This window comes from Crossiella sp. CA198, from assembly GCF_052078295.1.
Classification (GTDB): domain Bacteria; phylum Actinomycetota; class Actinomycetes; order Mycobacteriales; family Pseudonocardiaceae; genus Crossiella.
In genome coordinates this window covers 195,129-214,203 of record NZ_JBQJIM010000007.1, presented here as the reverse complement: position 1 = coordinate 214,203, position 19,075 = coordinate 195,129, and the positions used below count along the sequence as shown (strand labels likewise).

Sequence of the window (19,075 nt, the reverse complement as noted above, 5' to 3'; positions counted from 1 at the left end):
ACGGGTCTAGGACCACTGCGCCTTGTCGACCAGGTTTACCAGCTCCGCCCCTGCCGCGAAGCGCTTCGCGTTCTCCAGCAACACCGCGAACCGCCGGCTGTCCGCGTGCGGCCCGACCCCGGCCACATGCGGGGTCAGCAGCACATCCCTCCGATGCCACAACGGATGTCCCGCGGGCAACGGCTCCTGCTCGAACACATCCAGCGCCGCCCCGGCCAACCGTCCCGCCTCCAACGCCGCCACCAGGTCATCCAGCCGCACGGTGGCGCCCCGGCCGATGTTGACCAGGTACGCCGAAGCCCGGAACAACGCCAGCCGCCGAGCGTCAACCAGGCCCTCGGTCTCCGGCGTGTGCGGCACGGTCAGCACCACCACATCCGCCTCTGCCAACGAGGAATCCAACTCCCCCACTGGCCGCACCTCGGCAAAACCGCCAGGCAGGTCAATCCGCCGCCGGTCAACCCCGATCACCCGGGTGCCGAAAGCAGCCAGCAACCGCCCGATCTCACTGCCCAGCGCGCCAACCCCGACCACCAGCGCACTCGCCTCGGCCAACGGCAACACCGCGGTCGGCGCCCAGTCCGGCGCCCACCGACCCGCGCTCTGATCACGCACATACCTGGGCAACCCACGTGCCAGCGCCAGCACCAACGCCAACGCGTGCGCCGCCACATGATCGGTATAGGTGTCCCGCATATTGGTCACCTGCACCGGATGCGCGATCAACTCCGGGTGATAGAACCCCACCGGCGGCCCAGCCTGCGGCGCCTGCAACCAGCTCAACCGCCGAGCGTGCCGCAACAACTCGGGCGGCAACGCCCCGTACACCGCATCCGCCACCCGCAACGCGGCCACGGTGTCCTCGGCCGTCTCCGGCCGCAGAACCCGGATACCGGGCACGGCCTCGGTCAGCCGCGCGGGCCAGCCGAGGGTCTCGTCGTTGTGCGGCGGAACCAGCGCCAGGGTGAAACTCATGGCAGACATCGTCGCCGCTGGACACCGTTGCCACCAGCTCAACCCGGCGGGGTTCCGCGTCATCTCGACTGCCGCTGCGGGGTGCTCAGTCGTGCAGAAGGCCGAGGTCTGGGGGCACCAGGGTGGTGTTCTCCATCAGTTCGCGGATGAGGTTGTGGTTGAGCGTGTTGCCGATGGGTTCGCCGACCTCCTCTCTGGTCAGGCCCGCCACGCCACCGCGGCTGAGCCGATCACGAACACCCACGATCAGGTGTTCGACCTTCTTGTGCGTCCACTTCTCCCCGGGCCGGATCTCGTTGAGGTGCTCAGCGGCCTGCCGCCAGGACAGCGGGTTCGGGTACAGCTCGTGCAGCAGGTAGCGCTGGCCGAGGACGACCAGGGCCAGCTTCTCGGCGGGTGAGAGGGGCCAGGTGTGCGGCGGACGGGTCGAGGCGCCGTGCTGGGTCAGGAGTTCCTCGCCGTCCGTGGCGCGGACATGCACCTCCAGCAGGTGTTCGCGGCCGCTGGAGCCACGGATGAACAGCGGGGTGTACCCGGCCGCCAGCGGAATCGGCTCGTCCTGGTTGAACAGCAGCCGGGCGCCGGGCAACCGCAGCGGCAACCGGCCCAGGGTGCTGATCCACCACTTGTCGCCATGGTGGGTCAGCGCGCCCTGGTGGCGGCTGATCCGCCGGTCGTGCTCGCCAACGCAGACGTGCACGTCCGGTCGGTTGCGGCCGAACAGGATCTCCCTGCCCTCTCGGGGGCCCACGGTGATCCCGCCGGTCACGGCCAGCACGTGCAGCGTGCCGGGGGCCTCGCCCGCGTGTACTCCCCAGGCCAGGCTGTGGTGCCCGGCCGGGAGATCCTGGCCCCCCGCCACCGCAAGCCGCTCCGTCATGTTCGCCTCCTGGCCGGTTGTCGCGTCGTGCCCCGCGAGCTTGGCACGGCGGCCTTGGGAAGGCTCCCGGGCCGGAATCGGGAGCCTTCCACCTGGTCAGGCGGCTACGGCGGTCAGCAGATCCACCCTGGCGGCGCGCCGGGCCGGCCAGATCGCGGCCAGGACGCCCGCGGTCACCAGACCGGCCAGAGTCAGCACGACCACGGTGAACGGGACCGTGACATCGGTCAGCGCCTGCCCGAGCATGGCGTGCTGCATCACCGCTCCGGAGCCGACACCCAGCAGGACGCCCAGGACCGCGCCGAACAGACAGATCACCACGCTCTCCCACCGGACGGCGGCCCGGAGTAATCGCTGGGTGGCGCCGACGGCGCGCAGTACGCCGAGTTCCCGCACCCTGGCCAGCACCGCCAGTGCCAGGGTGTTGACCACACCGAAGAGCGAGATCAGCACGGCCAGGGCGAACATGGCGTACATGATCACGAACGCCAGCCGCTGGCTCTCCTGCCCCTCGGCCACCAGACCAGCCTGGTCGCTGACGGTGACGTCCGGGCGGTCCGCGAACGCGGCGTGCACGGCGGTGCGGACCGCGGCCGGATCGGAGCCGGTGGCGTAGATCGTGGTGATCTTCTCCCGCAAGCCCGGCGGCGCCTGGGCTTGGTCGAAGTAGATGCTGGCCTGGAGTTCGGTGGCCTCGTACACGCCGGCGACGGTGCTGGCGATGGTCGCCCCGTCCACGGTCATGGTGAACGGCTGGCCCAGTCGCAGGCCGAGCATGTCGGCCTGATTGCGGGAGACCAGCGCGCCCCGGCGCAGATCAGCGACACCGGCGGTGACCTCCGGGGTGAGCACGGTGCCGAAGGCGGCCGGGTCGATGGCGGAGACCCGGCGCTGGGTGGCACCGCCCGGATAGGCGATGTCCGCGGTCACCTCGCGAACCGTGGACACCCTGGACACCCCGGCAACCTTGTCCACCGTGGACAGATCGGCAGGCGCCAGGACAGCGTCGCCGCGCTGGGCCGGGCGGATCACCGTGGTGCTGCTGGGCAGGGTGGCCCGGGTGGTGGAGGCGATCAGGTCGGCGAAGCTGGCGCTGAGCGTGGCGAAGGCGCACACCAGGGCCACCCCGATGGCGATCGCGGTGGCCGTGGCCGAGGTACGCCGCGGGTCGCCGGCGGCGTTGCGGATGCCCAGCCGTAGCGCTGGGCCGCCGAACCGGCTCAGTGGGCGCAGCACCAGCGTGGCCAGGGCCGGCGCCAGCAACAACATGCCCACCGCCGCGAGCACGGTGGCGCTCAGGGCGATGATCCTGGGCAGGGTGTCCGCGCTGGGGTCCGCGGTGGCGATAACGGCCGCCACCGCGATGGCCAGCACCGTCAGGCCAGCCAGGGTGCGGGCACGGCGGGTGGCCCTGGGCGGGATCGGATCGGTGCGCAGCGCGGCCATCGGGGACACCTTGGCGGCACGCCGGGCCGGGCCGTAGGCGGCGACCACGGTGGTGCCGACGGCGACCGCGTAACCGAGCAGGATGGCCAGCGGGCCCACGGTGAACTCGATCCGCTCGTCCGGGCGAAGCAGACGGATGATCAATGGACCGATGGCGATTCCGCTGACGGCGCCGAGGGTTCCGCCGACCAGGCCGAGCAGTGCGGCCTCCAGCACGACCGTCCGCCGGACCTGACCGCGGCGGGCGCCGACCGCACGCAGCAGGGCGAGCTGGCGGGTGCGCTGAGTGAGCAACATGCCGAAGGTGTTGGTGATGACGAACATGCCGACCATCAGCGCCACGAAGGCGAAGGGCAGCAACGTGATCCGCAGATCGGTGAGCGATTCGGCGCGTTCGGCCTCGACGGCCTCGGCCAGTTCCGCCCCGGTGCGCGCCTGGCGGCCGGGTCCGGCGGCCACGGCCGGGGTGGCGCCGGTCAGCTCGACGCGCTGGAAACCCTTGTCCAGCAGCCGTTCCGCCTCCGTCGATCCGAAGGCGACGGTCGGCTGGTCGCCCTCGCCGAGGGTGCGGTAGTCGTACAGTCCGACCACGGTGACGGGGATCCACCGGCCACCGGTGAGCAGCACCCGGCTGCGGGCGTCCACGTCGAGCCCGGCCAGTGCGGCCTCGGTCCGGTTGAGCGCGACCTCGCCCGGCGCAACGGGCGGACGTCCGGCGGCCAGGGCGAAGCGGCCCGTGTTGTCCCAGCCGGTGCCGGTCTGTGCCAGGGGCGCGCGGGTCCGGACGAGTTTGCCGTCCGGGCCGGGCAGTCCGGCCTGACCGGTGCGCACCCCGGTGGCGGTGACTCCGGGGTGCGCGGCCAGCCGGGCCAGTTCGGTCTCGGGCAACCGGGTGTCCGCGCGGTCCGCCTGCACGGTCAGTCCGACGCCGGTGCGACCCGCCTGGCCGCTGAGCGTGGTCGCGATCGATTCGCTGACCACCCAGGCGCCCACCACCGCGGTGACGCCGAGGGTGATCGCGACCAGGGTCATCGCCACGCGCGCCTTGTGCGCCAGCAGGTCGCGCAGCATTGTCCGCCACATCAGGCGTTCACTCCTTCGAGGGATTTCATCCGGTCCAGCACCCGGTCGGCGGTCGGGTTGAGCAGTTCGCCGACCAGGCGCCCATCGGCCAGGAACAGCACGCGGTCGGCGTAGGCCGCGGCGGTGGGGTCGTGGGTCACCATGACGACGGTGCGGCCCAGTTCGTCGACGCCGCGACGCAGGAAGGCGAGCAGCTCCGCCGAACTGGCCGAGTCCAGCGCTCCGGTTGGCTCATCGGCGAAGACCACATCGGGGTGGGTCACCAGGGCACGGGCGCAGGCCACCCGCTGCTGCTGCCCGCCGGAGAGCTGGTGTGGCCGGTGATCCAGCCGGTCGGCCAGGCCCACCGCGTCTACCACTGCCTGCACCACCCCGGTGTCGGGGCGGCGACCGGCCAGCGCGAAGGGCAGGGTGATGTTCTCCAGCGCGGTCAACGTGGGTAACAGGTTGTACGCCTGGAAGACGAAGCCGATCCGGTCCCGGCGCAGCACGGTCAGTTCGTCGTCGGAGAGTTCGGTCAGCTCGGTCTCGCCAATCCACACCCGGCCGGCGCTGGGCCGGTCCAGTCCGGCAACACAGTGCATGAGGGTGGATTTGCCGGAGCCGGACGGCCCCATGATCGCGGTGAACCGGCCGCGGTGCAGGTCTACATCGACGCCGTCGAGCGCCCGCACGCCCGCTCCATAGGTCTTGGTCAGGCCGCTGGCTCGTACCGCGGTGGGGTGGTGTGTCATGGCGACCACGGTTCCGGAATCGAGGGCTGGGGACATCGGAGCGTGGCCTGGACTTCGGGGTCCGACCGTGGTCTGGGAACAGGGCCGTGAAGGCTGCTCCGTCAGACCTGGGTATGACGGACCTCGGGCCGATTGCAAGGCCGCGGACCTGTGGCAGGGTGAGGGAATGGCCAGTGTGGACAGTGGCGCCAGGCGCATACACCTACCGTTGTTGGACGCCGTGGTGGCGGCGTTCATCATCGTGCTGTCCGCAAGCCTCGCGCTCAACCGCAACTCGCTGCCGCACTACACCGGTCCGGCGTGGCTGGCCTGTGTTATAGCCGCCGGGCTGGGCCTGCCGGTGGCGGTGCGGCGGCGCTGGCCGCTGGGCGCGCTGGCGGCACTGATCCCGTTCTCGGTCGCCGCCGCCCTGCTGGACATCTCCTCTCTGGGAATGGTGTCCGTGGGACTGGTCCTGTACACAGTCGCCGCGGTCGCACCGAACCGCTGGTCGTGGACCGGGTTGATCGTGGCCCTGGCGATCACCTGCGGAGCGTTCGCGTACCGCGGTGGGCCGCTCCTGATCGCGCTGCTGCTGAGCAGCATGCTGTGGGTGCTTGGCCTTTCGAGCCGGTACCGGCAGCGGGACGAGGCCCGGCTGGCCGAGCAGCGCGAGCAGCGAGTGGTGCTGGGCGAGCGATTACGCATCGCGCGGGACCTGCACGACATCGTCGCGCACAGCATGAGCCTGATCGCGGTCAAGGCAGGCGTGGCCAACCACCTCGCCGAGACCCGCCCAGGCGAGACCAGAGCGGCACTGGCGGTGATCGAGGCGACCAGCCGCGAGGCGCTGGAGGATCTGCGCCGGATGCTGGGTGTGCTGCGGGCGACGGATGGCACGGAGACCGAACTCCGTCCGGTGCACGGGCTTGGCGAGCTGAATGGGCTGGCACGCTGGGCCGAGACGGCCGGCGTGACGGTGGAACTGGATGTCGCGGAACTGGAGTTGCCGGAGGGAGTGCAGCAGGCGGTGTACCGGATCGTGCAGGAGGCGCTGACCAATGTGGTGCGGCATTCCGGAGCCGGGCACTGCCAGGTCCGGCTACACGGGAATGACACCGAGGTCGTGGTGGAGGTGACCGATCCGGGTGGCAGGCGGACGCCGGGCGGACCGGGCGGCGGGCACGGGTTGATCGGGATGCGGGAACGGGTTGCGGCGTATGGAGGGATCTTGAGCACGGGGCGGTTGCCGGGCGGAGGGTTTGGGGTGTGCGCACGGTTGCCGGTGGGTGCGACGGGATGAGTGGGCCGGGGTTTGGGCCGGGGTCGAACGTTGACCGGGCAAGGGGCACAGGCGGCGCTAGGACCAGCCGAGTGGGCGACGGCAGGTCGGCGACCAGGCACGTGGGCGATGGCAGGCAGGCGACCAGGGTTGGACAGGTGATTGGTTGCTGGGCAACGGATTCTGGGTCGGCGGCGGCCGGTCGGCTGCTACGCGCGGAGCGTGGGACTGGCGGTCGGGTGACGGCCGGTGGGCACGGCAGGACTGCGCGTGGACAGGTTGGCGGACGGGCGGTCACTGGACTCGCGACGGCTGGCAGACAACCGGCGCGTCGTCGGGTGCTGGGCGACAGCCGGGCGGCGGACCGTCGGGCGAGTGGCGACCCGCGAGTCGTGGTCCGGCGATCGAGGCGTGCTGGTTCTGCGGCGGTGTGCCTGGTGTCGGCGAACGGGGTCGATTCGGCTGGGCCGGAGACGAACGGCGGATCGGCTGCGGCGCACCGGATCCCGGCTGATCGGTCTGCGGCTGTGGGCGCGGCGCTGCTGGTGGTCTCGCTCGCGGCGGCTCGCAGGTGGCGGTTGGGCGGGTTCCTGGGCGGGGCTGGGAGTTGGCGGTGAGTGTTCGGGTTGTGATCGCGGATGATCAGGCGTTGGTGCGCGGGAGTTTCGCGATGCTCGTGGACTCGGCGCCGGGATTGGAGGTGGTTGGCGAGGCTGGAGACGGGGTCGCGGCGGTTGAGGTGGCGCGGCGGGAGAAACCGGATCTGGTGCTGATGGACGTGCGGATGCCGGAGATGGACGGGATCGAGGCGACCCGGGTGCTGTGCTCGGGGCCGGAGCCGGTGCCGCGGGTGCTGATCCTGACCACCTTCGATCTGGATTCCTACGTCTACGCGGCATTGCGGGCCGGGGCCAGTGGGTTCCTGCTCAAGGACACTCCACCCGCCGAACTGCTCAACGCCATCCAGGTGGTGGCGAGCGGAGAGGCATTGCTGGCGCCCACTGTGACTCGGCGGTTGATCGGTGAATTTGCTCGGCGGCCGGAGCCCGCGCAGTCACCAGCGCGGGAACTGGACGGGTTGACGGAACGGGAGCGGGAGGTGTTGGCGTTGATCGCCCGCGGTCTGTCCAATGTGGAACTCAGCCAGAGCCTGCGGTTGAGTGTGGCCACGGTGAAGACGCACATTGGGCGGTTGCTGAGCAAGTTGCATGCGCGGGACCGGGCTCAGTTGGTGATCGTGGCGTACGAGACCGGGCTGGTCAGTCCACGATGAGCGGAAGGGGGACTGAACGAGCCAAGGCTTCGTGACCCTTTTGGTTGGCGTGGATGCCGTCGCCGCTGTCGTAGTCGGCGCGGATGGTGTTGGGGTTGGCCGGGTCGCGCAGGACCTGGTCGAAGTCGATCACACTGTCACAGGCGCCCGCGCAGTTGCCACCGGCGCGGATGAAGTTGTTGACCTCGGCGCGGTACTGGTTCTGCTGGGGTGAGTAACCGGGACGTGGGGTGATCGGGACTACGTGGATCTTGAGGCCGGCGGCGCGGAGGCGGGTGAAGACCGCCCGGTAGCTGTCCAGGATCTGGCCTGCCTGGCAGCCGAAGGCCAGGTCGTTGGTGCCGTAGTAGTAGATCACCGCGGTGACGCCGTGCAGCGACCGGATGTCGCGGTCCAGCCGAGTCTGGGCGTCCAGGCCGGCCAGCTGAGGTGGAGTCAGCGGGCAGGTGGCGGCGCTGGTGGTGCCGCCGACACCCGCGTTGGCCACGGCCAGGCGTTCGGTGGGTGGCAGGCTCTGGGTGCGGCGGGCCAGGTCGTCGGTCCAGCGGCGGTTGTTGCCGTTGGCGGTGCAGCCGGGGCCGCAGACCGTGCTGCCGTGACCGTCAACGACCGAACTGCCGTAGGCGACGACCGTGCCGACAGCCTCGGCGGTGAGCACGTCCACCGCGCTGAGCAGGTAGGTCGAGCCGGTTTTCAGGGGGTACGCGGCGGGGTCGGCGACTCGGTTTCCGGTGCCCGCGGGGGTCAGATAGTTGTCGCGCAGGGCGGCTTGGTGGCCGCCGGGGCGGGCTTGACCGCTGACGAACAGGCTTACCGCGACGTCGTCCTGGGGGCGGGTCGGCAGTGGGACCGGGTCGCTCCATGCCTCGCCGTGCGGCGGGATGGTGATGGCGGGGCGGGTGTTGAAGCGGACGGGACGGGTGGTGCCAGCGGCTACCGCGCCCTGGCCAGCGCTGATTCCGGCCGCGGCGGCGTTGACGGTCAGCGGGGTGGTGCCGAACTCGTTCTGCACCCGGATGCGCAGGGCCCGGCCGCCCTGGCTGAGGTGGGCGATCATGCGGATGGACTGGTTGTCCAGGGTTTGCGGGGCCAGCGCGTGCTGGGACTGGGCCCAGGAGGTCAGCCAGCGCGGGGCGACCGGCGGCGCGGCGGCGCGGCCAGGGGTGGCGGCGACGGTCGCGAAGTCGTTGCTGGCAGCGAGGGCGGCGGCGGTTGCGGCGGCAGGTACGGCGGGAGCCGCAGTGGCAGGCGTCGCGGGGGCGGAGGTTGCGGCAACAGCGAGCAACAGGGCTGTGGCGAGGGCTGAGCGGCGGGGCATCAGGCGCGTTCCAGGAAGAAATAAAAGTGGTCGCCGGTGGGGGCCAGGACCTGTTTGCCGTTCATGATGCCGAGCAGGGTGTGCTGGTCTACTCGTTTGAAGTGGTCGAAGATGGGTTGGCCGTCGTAGACCATGGTGGCGGTGACCTCGCCGCGGAACTCCACGTTCCACAGGCTCGCCTCGCCCTTGCCCGCCTCGATGTTCGAGTACAGCTCGCCGTGTTCGTCGCGGCAGAGCAGCGGCTTGGCGTCGGTCAGGGAGTGGAACTCCTTGCCGTACCAGCCTGCCGCCGCCAGTTGGCCGTTGAGCGGGTGGCCGGTGACGAACTCATCGCCCCGCCAGCGCCCCATGATCTCGGTGGCGGACACCGTCGGCAGCTCCGCCCACAGCTCGTCCAACTCCGCCGCGGTGACCTTGTCCTTACGGTCCCGCAACTCCTGGAACCTGGCCTGCGCCCGCTCGACGTTCGTCATCCCGACCTCTCCGGTTGCGCGTCCACGATCGTGCCATTCGACCATGATGATCTTGCGGTGTGAATATCATGCGGAATGCGCGCGTACTCCGGGGACCGGTCACGGGAGCTGGCCAGTGGCGCGCCGTGGCCGGGAGCGGTCACCGATCAGGACTGCCTGGCCTTGCGCGCGACCGGGTTGATGGTGCAGGGGCGGAACTGGGCCGACTCGGTGCGTTTCGCCGAGGCCGCGCTGACCCAGGCACCCTGCCGGGACGATCCGCTGTGCGTGTGGCGTGCCCTGGTGACGCTGACCTCCGCCGGGGAGCTGACCGCGGCCGACACGCACTGCGCGCGCCTGGTCGACGACGTTGATCCTCGGCTGGCGGGGGCCGCTCAGCGGCGGGCGATGATGTTGCGGGTCCGGGCGCGGATCGCGGTGCAGCGCGGGGACTTCGTCGGGGCGCGGGCGGAGCTGGAGGAGCTGATCGCGGTCGAGATGGTGCCGCGGCCGATGCGGTTGGTGTCGGTGGGCTGGCTGGCTGAGGTGCTGGTCGGGGTGGGGGCGGTGGACCGGGCCGAGGCGTTGCTCGCCCAGCACGGGTTCGACTCGGCGGTGCAGTGGCGTTCGCCGTGCCGGCCGATGTTGCTGGCGGCACGGGCGGCGGTGCACGTGGCGGCGGGGCGAGCGCAGGCGGGGTTGCGGGACTACCTGGCCAGTGGGCGGGAGTTCCTGGCGCAGGGGGTGGCGAATCCGGCGATCGTGCCGTGGCGCAACCGGGCGGCGCTGGCCGCGCTGGCGGCTCGGCGGGAGGGCCTGGCGGTGGAGCTGGCGGGGCAGGAGTGGGCGGCGGCGTTGCGGTGGGGTGAGCCGCGGGTGCTGGGGTCGGCACTGGCCACGGTCGCGATGGTGGGAGGTGGTGGCGGGGCCGGACTAGGTGGCGGCGAGGTGAGGCGAGGCAGTGGCAGCGCCGGACTGGGTGGCGGCCTCGCGGGGTCGGGTGGCGGCATCGTGGGACCAGGTGGCGGCTCGGGGAGGGGCGGCGGCTCGCGCGCGGGTGGCGGCGCGGCGGGGATGGGTGCGGCGGCGGGGCGGGGCGGGGGTATGGGGGCTGGCGGGCGGGGTGTGGGGCAGGCAGGGCTGGATGACGTGGAGTTGTTGTGTGAGGCCGCCGACTTGCTTGAGGTGGCGCGGGCTCGCAACGAGTTGAGCGTGGTGCAGTACGAGCTGGGGGTTCGGTTGGCCGCTCGCAATGACCTGCCGGGGGCGCGGGAGCGGCTTACCCAGGCTCGGGGGCTGGCCGAGTTGGTTGGGGATGGGCGGCGGGTTCGGGCGGCGGAGTTGGCGTTGCGGGAGCTGGCGGCGCCGGTTGTGCTGACCGGGCAGGAGGAACGGGCGGCTCGGCTGGCCCGGGATGGGTGGGCGAATCGGGAGATCGCGGCGCGGTTGGGGCTGGCGGTGCGGACGGTGGAGGTTCACCTGTCGCGGGCTTATCGCAAGCTGGGGATTTCCGGGCGCGACGGGTTGCGGTCCGCGTTGTTCTGATCTTCCGCGTGCTGCTGGTTGTGGTTGGACCGAAGGGTCCGTGTGGTCCAGGTCACATCGGCGGGGGTCGGGGTGGGCTGGGTCTGGGTGACTGGGGGCATGATCCCTGATCTCGTTCGGGTGGCCGTGCTGGTGGGCAGCGCTCGGGCCGGTTGTCGTAGCCGGAGCGTCGCCGAGTGGGTGTGTGGTCAGGCCGGGTATCGGGCCGAGTTGAGTGTGGATCTGATCGACTTGGCGACCATTCCGTTGAGTCTGGCCGGGCCTACCTGGGATCCGGGGCCCAGTGACGCGGCGACGCTGGCCGAGACCACGCCTCGGCTGGCGGAGGCGGACGCGTTCGTGGTGGTCACGCCGGAGTACAACCACAGCTTTCCCGCCGTGCTGAAGAACTTCCTGGACTGGCACGTGCTGCCCTGGCAGGCGAAGCCGGTCGGGTTTGTCTCGCATGGCGGTGGGCTGGGCGGTGGGGTGCGGGCGGTGGAGCAGTTGCGGTCGGTCTTCGCCGAGCTGCGGGCGGTGGCGTTGCGGGACACGGTGAGTTTTCCCGGTGGGGCGCTGGCCTTTGACGAGCACGGCCTGCCGCGCGAGCAAGGGGGTGGGGTGGCGGCGTTGGGGACGTTGCTCGATGAGTTGGTGTGGTGGGCGTTGGCGTTGCGTGAGGCCCGGGCGATGCGGCCTTACCTGGGAGGATAGGGGCCGGGATGATCATCAGTGACCCTGGGGTGCGGTCGGTGCAGTTCGAGTTGGCGCATACCGGTGCGGCTGGGCAGCAGGCCGCGGCCGGCGCCTGTGTGAGCCGGTGGCGGCGGTTGCGGTGGCCGGGACAACTGCTCGGGGTGTCCTGTCTGACCAGTGTGGACGGTGCCTCGGTGCTGGCGTGCAGCCAGTGGGCCGAACCCGCGGAACCGCGGTCGCTGTGGGGGCTGGACGGCGCGCCGGGTTACTCGGCCGGACCTCGGCGGTATCACCGGCTCGACCAGGTCGGGCGGGCCTCGGTGCGGCCGGTGTGCTTCGCGTTGACCACCTTCGGCCGGGTCAGCGCCGCGCTGGACTGGCTGGCCTCGGTTCTGGAGCGGCCCGGCGCCGCCTGCGGACATCTGTTCCTGCGGGACGACGGCGGGTTCCTCGGGGTGTCCGGGTGGGCCGGGCCGGTGGCGGGCGGGTTCACCCTGCACGCCCGGCTGGGCGCGCCGGTTTCGGTCACGGAGGGGGGTTGAGGTGCGGCTTCGGGCGTGTGAGGATCGGCCGGCCATGCTGGAGGAATGGGTCGAGTCCGCGCGGGCGTTGCGGTTGCGGCTGGTCGAGGGTGGCCGGTGGGCCGAGGCGGACCGGGTGGTCACCGAGGTGCTGGGCCGGGCACTGGCCGAGGAGGCCGTGACCGGGCCGATGCTGGCCGGACTGTCCTATGTGGCCGGTGGGCCGCGACCGGGGTCGGCGCGCTGCCCGGACCGGGCGGATCCGCTGCCGCCGCAACGGGAACTGGCGATGCGGGCGATCCTGCTGGCCAATCGCGGGGTGGACCGGGCGGGCAGCGTGCAGCTGGCCGGCCGGGTGCTCAACTCCGCGGCGTGGTCTGAGGCCGGGTGTTTCTGGTACGCGGTGCTGGCGCTGGCCTACGCCGGGGAACTGACCGCCGCGCGGGAGCACTGCGCGCGGGCGGCGCGGACCGCGGACTGGGCGCGGTCAGTTCGGCAGCGGGACGCGCTGACAGTGCTCACCGCGCGGCTGGACACCTGGGTGGGGGCGCCGGGGCAGGCCGTGCGGGCACTGGAAACCTTGCTGGGCAACGGGATTTACCCGCAGTTCGCCGAGTTGGCCGTGGCCTGGCTGGCGGCGGCGCTGGTGGATCTCGGCGAGCTGGACCGGGCGCGGGAGTTGTTCCGGGAGCACGGCCTGGACGGTGGGCTGGCGAGTGCGGCGGACCGGGCCGAGCTGCTCTTCGCCCGCGGCGGACTGCACCGGGCGCTGGGGCAGTTCTCGTTGGCTTATCAGGACTTCCTCGCCTGCGGACGGGCACTGGACGGGTGGGCGGTGGTCAATCCGGCGGTGCTGCCCTGGCGCTCGCGGGCCGCGTTGTGCGCGCACGCGTTGCAGCGCGCGCCCTTGGCGACCTCGCTGGCCAGGGCGGAACTCGTCGCCGCCCGGCGCTGGGGCAGTCCGCGGGCGATCGGGCTGGCGCTGCACGCGGCGGGGTGGGACTCCGCCGCCCAGCTCGCCGAGGCCGCGGAACTGGTGCGCGGCGCGGAACTGGCGCAGGTGCGGCACGACCTCGGGGTGTTGCTGTCGGCACGGGGGCAGCGGACCGCCGCCGAGGACGCCTTCGCCGCGGCCCGCGAGGCGGCCCGGCTGATCGGGAACTCCCGGTGGGCGCACCGCGTTTCGGGGCCGCGGTTGACCGGGCAGGAGGGGCGGATCGCGGCGCTGGCGCGGGCCGGGTTGAGTAACAAGGAGATCGCGGCCCGACTGGGTGTGGTGACCAGGACCGTGGAGCTGCACCTGTCGCAGGTGTACCGCAAGCTCGGCGTGGCGGGACGGGACGGGTTGCTGCGGTCCTGACGGGGCGCGGGCGTGGCCGGGCTGATCCGGGCTCAGCGCGCCGCGTCGGCCGCGGCCTCCTCCAGGTCCAGGCGTTCCAGTTCGGTGCGGACGATGTCGTCGGGCAGCTCTCCCGCCTTGCGGGCCCGCACCAGCGCCGTGCGCTGGGCGGCGAGCAGCTGCTGGCGCACGGTGAGCAGGAGTTCGCGTTCGGCCGGGGTCATCCGGGTCTCGTCGGACTCGCGGCTGGCGGCCAGGGCGGTGGTGTACCGGTCCCGCAACCGGCCGAACACCGCCGGATCGGCGCCGGCCGGGGCGGTGCCCAGGGCGTCGCGGGCGGCTTCCCGGACGATGTCCCTGGCCTTGGCCGCGCCCCATTCGGCCCGGCGCTCCTCCTCGGGGGCGGCCAGGTGCAGGCGGCGGATCAGCAACGGCAGGGTGGGGCCCTGGATGAGCAGGGTGCCGACCGCGACGACGAAGGCCAGTGCCTGGATGAGGTCGCGGCCGGGCACGCCCGCGGGCACGCCGGCCGCGGCGGCCATGGTGACCACGCCGCGCATGCCGGTCCAGGAGATCACCATCATGTACTGCCACGGAAGCTGGTGCGGGACCAGCCGGGTTCGCCTGCCACGCCGCCAGTTCCGGCCGGTCATCCGGCCGCGCAGCACGCCGTGGCCGTAGGTCAGGAACACCCACACCGGACGCACCAGCAGCACCACCGCGAGCACCGCGGCCGCGCCGAGGATGAAGCCGGACAACGAGATCCCGGTGGCCGGCAGCGCGGCGAAGACGAACTTGCACTGCAAACCCATGTAGGCGAAGACGAACGCCTCCAGCAGCACGTCCAGGCTGCGCCAGACCTGCCTGCCCTGCAACCGGGTGGCGAAGGAGGCCTTGGCGTCGTTGTGCCCCAGCGCGATCCCGGCCGCGACCACCGCGAGCACCCCGGAGGCGTGCACCTCCTCGGCCAGCAAGTACGCGGCGAAGGGGACGATCAGGCCGAGCGCGGTCTCCAGTCCGCTGTCCCGCAGCCTGGAGCGGGTCCAGTGCACCACCAGCGCCAGCGCCAGGCCGATCAGCACCCCGGCCAGCACGCCGTAGCCGAAGAGCAGGAACGGGTTGCCGAACAGGGTGTCCTTGCCGGTGGCGGCGGCCACCGCGAGGGTGAACAGGGTCAGCGCGGCCGCGTCGTTGACCAGGCTCTCCCCGGTCAGGATGGCCATGACTTTCTTGGGCAGCCCCAGTTTCCGGCCCACCGCCAGCGCGGCCACCGCGTCCGGCGGGGCCACCACCGCGCCCAGCAGCAACGCGGGCACCAGCGCCAGACCCGGCACCGCCCAGGCCGCGATCACTCCGGTGACCGCGGTGGAGGCCACCACCAGACCGATGCCCAGGGACAGGATCGGCCGCAGGTTGCGGGCGAAGCTGACGAAGGAGAAGTCCAGTGCCGCGGAGTACAGCAGCGGTGGCAGCACCACGCTCAGGATCAGCTCCGGCGCCAGCTCGAAGCGGGGCAGCCCCGGGATGAACGAGATCGCCGAGGCGAGCACCACCACGACCAGCGCGGGCTGCCTGCCCTTGCGGCTGGCGAACGCGGTGACCGCGATCGCGCCGACGACCACCAGGAGCAACTGGATCGCACTCACCTCCGCCGCGGGGCACCGGATCGGTGCGCCGCACGGTAACCGAAGCGGTGGCCCGGAACTCCGCGCCCGGCCCGGCCTTCACCACATCCGGGGACACCCGGCCGACGGCAATAGATAGGTACCCCTACGGATCCCCGCCCTGATTGTCCGCCGTACAGCGCTGGCTGATCGTGACTCGGGCAACTCCCCCTGCGAAGGAGTCACGATGCGACAAGGAAATCGGGCGGCGGTCCTGACCGCGTTAGGCGCGTTACTCGCGCTGGGCGCGGCCGCCGCGCCTGCCGCGGCCGCACCCGCGGAGGGCACGATCCGCAGCACGCCGGAGGCGGTGGCCGGCAGCTACCTCGTGGTGCTCAAGGACGGTCCTGCGGTGGCGAGCACGCTCACCGACCGCTACGGCGGCCGGGTCACGCACAACTACGGCGCCGCCCTGCACGGCTTCGCCGCCGCGATGACCGAGTCCCAGGCCAAACGACTGGCCGCGGACCCCCGGGTGGACTACGTGGCCCAGGACGGGCTCGCGCACGCCACCGACACCCAGAACGACCCGGAATGGGGCCTGGACCGCACCGATCAGCGGGACCTGCCGCTGGACAAGAAGTACAGCTACGCCAACGACGGCAGCGCGGTCACCGCGTACGTGCTGGACACCGGTATCCGCAACTCGCACCAGGACTTCGGCGGCCGGGCCAAGAGCGGCTACGACTTCATCGACAACGACGCCGACGCCAGCGACTGCCACGGGCACGGCACGCACGTCGCGGGCACCGTCGGCGGCACCAGGTACGGCCTGGCCAAGAAGGTCAACCTGGTCGGCGTGCGGGTGCTCAACTGCCAGGGCAGCGGGCAGTGGTCGCAGATCATCGGCGGCATCGACTGGGTGGCCAAGAACGCGAAGAAGCCCGCGGTGGCCAACATGAGCCTGGGCGGCACCGGGTCCAACCAGGCCCTGGAGGACGCGGTCCGCAAGGCGATCGGCACCGGCGTGACCTTCGTGCTGGCCGCGGGCAACTCCGGCCAGGACGCCTGCGGCTTCACCCCGGCCAAGGTGGCCGAGGCGGTGACGGTGGGCGCGACCCAGCAGAACGACGCCCGCGCGGTGTGGAACGGCCAGTCCGTCTCCTCCAACCACGGCTCCTGCCTGGACATCTGGGCGCCGGGCACGAACACCGTGTCCGCCTCGCACACCGATGACAGCGGCACCAAGACGATGAGCGGCACCTCGATGGCCTCCCCGCACGTGGCCGGGGTCGCCGCGCTCTACCTCAACGAGCACCCGGGCGCGACCAACCAGCAGGTCCGCGACGCGCTGGTGAACGACGCGACCAAGGACAAGCTCAGCGACATCCGCACCGGTTCGCCGAACCGGTTGCTCTACAGCGGTTTCATCGGCGGCGTGCCGGTCACCAACGACTTCTCGGTCGCGGTGGACCCGGCCGCGGTGACCGTCGAGGAGCCGGGCGGCTCGGCCGAGTCGGCCGTGACGACCAAGGTGGTCAAGGGCCAGGCCGAGGCCGTCGAACTCACCGCGAGCGGTCTGCCCTCGGGCGCCACCGCCGCCTTCGCCCCGTCCTCGGTGACCGCCGGGGAGAACGCGAAGCTGACCATCTCGACCTCGGCGAGCACGCCCAAGGGCAGCTACCAGGTGACCGTGTCGGGCAAGTCGAAGTCGGCCACCCGCACCGCCACCGTGGCGCTGACCGTGGGCAAGCCGGGCAGTTCGCCGCTGTCCGTCTCGCTGTCCCCCGCCTCGGGCAGCGCGCGACCGGGCGGCTTCCTGCAAACCAAGATCACCGTGACCGGTGGCGACGCGACCTTGTCCGCTTCCGGCGCACCGGCGGGGACCAGCGTGTTCTTCTCCCCCGCCCAGGTCTCCGACGGCGGCACCTCGACCGCCTTCATCTGGACCGGGTTCGGCAGCGCGCCCGGCAGCTACCCGATCAAGATCACCGCGACCAGCGGTGACAAGTCCGGTAGCGGCGACTACGCCCTGACGATCACCAGGTGACGTCGGCCGGGTGATCACCTCGGCGAGGGCTCCGAACTCCGCCCGGAGCCCTCGCCGCAGGTGCGTCAGTGCCCGCGGGTGGATCAGTGCCCGCGGGTGATCCACTCCTGCAGGTGCGGCGCCTCGGCCCGGATGGTGGTGCTGCCGCCGTGCCCGGTGTGCACGGTGGTGTCCAGCGGCAGGGTCAGCAGCCGGTCCTTGATCGAGCCGATGATGGTGTCGAAGCTGCTGAACGAACGCCCGGTGGCACCGGGTCCGCCCTGGAACAGGGTGTCGCCGGTGAAGACCACATTCAGCTCGGGCACGTGGAAGCAGCAGGCGCCCGGCGCGTGGCCGGGGGTGTGCAGCACGTGCACCGCGGTCCCGGCGACCTCGATCACCTGGCCGTCCCGCAGCAGGTCGTCCGGCTCCCGGTCTGGGTGGGTCAGTTCCCACACCGGCAGGTCCTCGGGGTGCAGCAGGATCGGCGCGCCGGTGGCCTCGGCCAGTTCGGGGGCGTAGCGGATGTGGTCGTCGTGGGCGTGCGTGGCCAGGATCGCGGCCACCCGCCGGTCACCGATGAGCTTGCGGATCGCCTCGACGTCGTGCGGGGCGTCGAAGACCACGCATTCGGCCTCGTCGCCGAGCACCCAGACGTTGTTGTCGACCTCGTAGGTCTGCCCGTCCAGGCTGAACGTGCCGGAGGTGACCGTGTGGTCGATCCGGACGGCCATCAGAAGACCACCACCGAGCGCAGCACGCCGCCGGTGTGCATCTTCTCGAACGCGCCCTCCACCCCATCGAGTGGGATTTCCTCGCTGACGAAGGCGTCCAGGTCCAGGCGGCCCTGCCGGTACAGCTCGACCAGGGTCGGGAAGTCGCGGCTGGGCAGGCAGTCGCCGTACCAGGAGGACTTGAGCGCGCCGCCGCGGGAGAAGAAGTCGATCAGCGGCATCTCGATGGTCATGTCCGGGGTGGGCACGCCGACCAGCACCACGGTGCCTGCCAGGTCGCGGGCGTAGAAGGCCTGCTTCCAGGTCTCCGGGCGGCCGACCGCGTCGATCACCACGTCCGCGCCGTTGCCGCCGGTCAGCTCCTGGATCGCGGCGACCGGATCGGTCTCCCTGGCGTTGACCAGGTGGGTGGCGCCGAAGCCCTTGGCCAGCTCCAGCTTGGCCGGGTCCATATCCACCGCGATGATGGTGTGCGCCCCGGCCAGCGCGGATCCGGCGATCGCGCCGTCGCCGACCCCGCCGCAGCCGATCACCGCCACCGAGTCGCCGCGCCCGACGCCGCCGGTGTTGATGGCCGCGCCGATGCCGGCCATCACACCGCAGCCGAGCAGGCCGACCGCGGCCGCTCTGGCCTCCGGGTCGACCTTGGTGCACTGACCGGCGGCGACCAGGGTCTTGTCCGCGAACGCGCCGATGCCCAGCGCGGGGCTCAGCGGGGTGCCGTCGGTCAGGGTCATCGGCTGGGTCGCGTTGTGGGTGTTGAAGCAGTACCAGGGCCGCCCGCGGCGACACGCCCGGCACTGACCGCAGACCGCGCGCCAGTTCAGCACCACGAAGTCACCCGGTTCGACCTCGGTGACGCCGGGGCCGACCGCCTCGACGATCCCGGCGGCCTCGTGGCCGAGCAGGAACGGGAACTCGTCGTTGATGCCGCCCTCGCGGTAGTGCAGGTCGGTGTGGCAGACCCCGCACGCCCGCACTTTCACCACGGCCTCGCCCGGCCCGGGGTCCGGTACCACGATCGTCACCAGTTCGACGGGCGCCTGCTTGCTCCTGGCGATCACGCCACGGACCTCTTGAGCCACGTTGCTCTCCCTTCGGTGCCTGAGTGCACGGTTGCAGACATGCGCATGATTCGCCACGCCTGGAGCGTGCGCGTCAACCGAGTGGATCAATGCCCGACCGGGCGAAAAGCGCAACGTGCAC

The 19,075-nt window shown here is 71.7% G+C and carries 16 protein-coding genes; 7 read left to right on the top strand and 9 right to left on the bottom strand.

What is annotated here, in order from left to right; all coding sequences use genetic code 11:
• Positions 1 to 6 precede the first annotated feature (6 nt).
• The 4 genes from ACTOWY_RS13960 to ACTOWY_RS13945 all read right to left on the bottom strand — a co-directional run bounded on the left by ACTOWY_RS13960 (position 7) and on the right by ACTOWY_RS13945 (position 5,118).
• Positions 7 to 975, bottom strand: a complete 969-nt coding sequence (locus tag ACTOWY_RS13960) for a D-2-hydroxyacid dehydrogenase (protein ID WP_441310041.1) — start codon at positions 973 to 975, stop codon at positions 7 to 9.
• 85 nt (positions 976 to 1,060) lie between these two features.
• The gene (locus ACTOWY_RS13955) at positions 1,061 to 1,855 is read right to left on the bottom strand and encodes an FHA domain-containing protein (RefSeq protein WP_441310040.1); all 795 of its coding nucleotides are present in this window, start codon (positions 1,853 to 1,855) and stop codon (positions 1,061 to 1,063) included.
• 96 nt (positions 1,856 to 1,951) lie between these two features.
• A complete protein-coding gene (locus ACTOWY_RS13950) occupies positions 1,952 to 4,384 on the bottom strand; it encodes an ABC transporter permease (protein WP_441310039.1) in 2,433 nt (810 codons plus the stop codon).
• Positions 4,384 to 5,118: an ABC transporter ATP-binding protein gene (locus ACTOWY_RS13945; protein ID WP_441310038.1), complete on the bottom strand. Its 735-nt coding sequence runs from the start codon at positions 5,116 to 5,118 to the stop codon at positions 4,384 to 4,386. Before ACTOWY_RS13945 ends, ACTOWY_RS13950 begins: the two co-directional genes overlap by 1 nt.
• Between ACTOWY_RS13945 and ACTOWY_RS13940 the strand changes: the two genes are divergently transcribed.
• Both ACTOWY_RS13940 and ACTOWY_RS13935 read left to right on the top strand, forming a co-directional pair.
• On the top strand, positions 5,117 to 6,400 hold the full coding sequence (locus ACTOWY_RS13940; protein ID WP_441310037.1) for a sensor histidine kinase: 1,284 nt from the start codon (positions 5,117 to 5,119) through the stop codon (positions 6,398 to 6,400). The two genes, ACTOWY_RS13945 and ACTOWY_RS13940, sit on opposite strands and share 2 nt — an antisense overlap.
• Positions 6,401 to 6,992: 592 nt before the next feature.
• The gene (locus ACTOWY_RS13935) at positions 6,993 to 7,652 is read left to right on the top strand and encodes a response regulator (RefSeq protein ID WP_374205839.1); all 660 of its coding nucleotides are present in this window, start codon (positions 6,993 to 6,995) and stop codon (positions 7,650 to 7,652) included.
• On the opposite strand, the gene ACTOWY_RS13930 is transcribed toward ACTOWY_RS13935, so the two are convergent.
• The gene (locus ACTOWY_RS13930) at positions 7,639 to 8,970 is read right to left on the bottom strand and encodes a GDSL-type esterase/lipase family protein (protein ID WP_441310036.1); all 1,332 of its coding nucleotides are present in this window, start codon (positions 8,968 to 8,970) and stop codon (positions 7,639 to 7,641) included. The genes ACTOWY_RS13935 and ACTOWY_RS13930 overlap by 14 nt on opposite strands.
• Positions 8,970 to 9,443: a DUF4334 domain-containing protein gene (locus ACTOWY_RS13925; RefSeq protein WP_441310035.1), complete on the bottom strand. Its 474-nt coding sequence runs from the start codon at positions 9,441 to 9,443 to the stop codon at positions 8,970 to 8,972. The genes ACTOWY_RS13930 and ACTOWY_RS13925 overlap by 1 nt, the downstream gene beginning before the upstream one ends.
• A gap of 75 nt (positions 9,444 to 9,518) precedes the next feature.
• Here ACTOWY_RS13925 and ACTOWY_RS13920 point away from each other — a divergent pair, with 75 nt between their 5' ends.
• The 4 genes from ACTOWY_RS13920 to ACTOWY_RS13905 all read left to right on the top strand — a co-directional run bounded on the left by ACTOWY_RS13920 (position 9,519) and on the right by ACTOWY_RS13905 (position 13,523).
• Complete coding sequence (locus ACTOWY_RS13920) at positions 9,519 to 10,967, top strand: helix-turn-helix transcriptional regulator (RefSeq protein ID WP_441310034.1); 1,449 nt, start codon at positions 9,519 to 9,521, stop codon at positions 10,965 to 10,967.
• A gap of 99 nt (positions 10,968 to 11,066) precedes the next feature.
• Positions 11,067 to 11,660 carry an NADPH-dependent FMN reductase gene (locus ACTOWY_RS13915; protein WP_441310033.1) on the top strand — a complete coding sequence of 198 codons (594 nt, stop codon included), beginning with the start codon at positions 11,067 to 11,069 and terminating at the stop codon, positions 11,658 to 11,660.
• A 38-nt stretch (positions 11,661 to 11,698) separates the two neighbouring features.
• The gene (locus tag ACTOWY_RS13910; RefSeq protein ID WP_441310032.1) at positions 11,699 to 12,184 is read left to right on the top strand and encodes a hypothetical protein; all 486 of its coding nucleotides are present in this window, start codon (positions 11,699 to 11,701) and stop codon (positions 12,182 to 12,184) included.
• A 34-nt stretch (positions 12,185 to 12,218) separates the two neighbouring features.
• Positions 12,219 to 13,523 carry a helix-turn-helix transcriptional regulator gene (locus ACTOWY_RS13905; RefSeq protein ID WP_441310031.1) on the top strand — a complete coding sequence of 435 codons (1,305 nt, stop codon included), beginning with the start codon at positions 12,219 to 12,221 and terminating at the stop codon, positions 13,521 to 13,523.
• 32 nt (positions 13,524 to 13,555) lie between these two features.
• Here ACTOWY_RS13905 and ACTOWY_RS13900 read toward each other — a convergent pair whose 3' ends face one another.
• The gene (locus ACTOWY_RS13900) at positions 13,556 to 15,148 is read right to left on the bottom strand and encodes a cation:proton antiporter (protein WP_441310030.1); all 1,593 of its coding nucleotides are present in this window, start codon (positions 15,146 to 15,148) and stop codon (positions 13,556 to 13,558) included.
• 205 nt (positions 15,149 to 15,353) lie between these two features.
• Between ACTOWY_RS13900 and ACTOWY_RS13895 the strand changes: the two genes are divergently transcribed.
• The gene (locus ACTOWY_RS13895; RefSeq protein WP_441310029.1) at positions 15,354 to 17,156 is read left to right on the top strand and encodes a S8 family serine peptidase; all 1,803 of its coding nucleotides are present in this window, start codon (positions 15,354 to 15,356) and stop codon (positions 17,154 to 17,156) included.
• An 83-nt stretch (positions 17,157 to 17,239) separates the two neighbouring features.
• Here ACTOWY_RS13895 and ACTOWY_RS13890 read toward each other — a convergent pair whose 3' ends face one another.
• Both ACTOWY_RS13890 and ACTOWY_RS13885 read right to left on the bottom strand, forming a co-directional pair.
• On the bottom strand, positions 17,240 to 17,869 hold the full coding sequence (locus ACTOWY_RS13890) for an MBL fold metallo-hydrolase (RefSeq protein WP_441310028.1): 630 nt from the start codon (positions 17,867 to 17,869) through the stop codon (positions 17,240 to 17,242).
• Complete coding sequence (locus ACTOWY_RS13885) at positions 17,869 to 18,954, bottom strand: S-(hydroxymethyl)mycothiol dehydrogenase (RefSeq protein ID WP_441310027.1); 1,086 nt, start codon at positions 18,952 to 18,954, stop codon at positions 17,869 to 17,871. The genes ACTOWY_RS13890 and ACTOWY_RS13885 overlap by 1 nt, the downstream gene beginning before the upstream one ends.
• Positions 18,955 to 19,075 lie beyond the last annotated feature (121 nt).

Bases quoted from the DNA above. Each gene is read 5' to 3' on its own strand.
- ACTOWY_RS13960 (WP_441310041.1), bottom strand. From the start codon at position 975: ATGAGTTTCACCCTGGCGCTGGTTCCGCCGCACAACGACGAGACCCTC.
- ACTOWY_RS13955 (WP_441310040.1), bottom strand. From the start codon at position 1,855: ATGACGGAGCGGCTTGCGGTGGCGGGGGGCCAGGATCTCCCGGCCGGG.
- ACTOWY_RS13950 (WP_441310039.1), bottom strand. From the start codon at position 4,384: ATGTGGCGGACAATGCTGCGCGACCTGCTGGCGCACAAGGCGCGCGTG.
- ACTOWY_RS13940 (WP_441310037.1), top strand. From the start codon at position 5,117: ATGGCGACCACGGTTCCGGAATCGAGGGCTGGGGACATCGGAGCGTGG.
- ACTOWY_RS13945 (WP_441310038.1), bottom strand. From the start codon at position 5,118: ATGACACACCACCCCACCGCGGTACGAGCCAGCGGCCTGACCAAGACC.
- ACTOWY_RS13930 (WP_441310036.1), bottom strand. From the start codon at position 8,970: ATGCCCCGCCGCTCAGCCCTCGCCACAGCCCTGTTGCTCGCTGTTGCC.
- ACTOWY_RS13925 (WP_441310035.1), bottom strand. From the start codon at position 9,443: ATGACGAACGTCGAGCGGGCGCAGGCCAGGTTCCAGGAGTTGCGGGAC.
- ACTOWY_RS13920 (WP_441310034.1), top strand. From the start codon at position 9,519: ATGCGCGCGTACTCCGGGGACCGGTCACGGGAGCTGGCCAGTGGCGCG.
- ACTOWY_RS13915 (WP_441310033.1), top strand. From the start codon at position 11,067: ATGATCCCTGATCTCGTTCGGGTGGCCGTGCTGGTGGGCAGCGCTCGG.
- ACTOWY_RS13905 (WP_441310031.1), top strand. From the start codon at position 12,219: ATGCTGGAGGAATGGGTCGAGTCCGCGCGGGCGTTGCGGTTGCGGCTG.
- ACTOWY_RS13895 (WP_441310029.1), top strand. From the start codon at position 15,354: ATGCGACAAGGAAATCGGGCGGCGGTCCTGACCGCGTTAGGCGCGTTA.
- ACTOWY_RS13890 (WP_441310028.1), bottom strand. From the start codon at position 17,869: ATGGCCGTCCGGATCGACCACACGGTCACCTCCGGCACGTTCAGCCTG.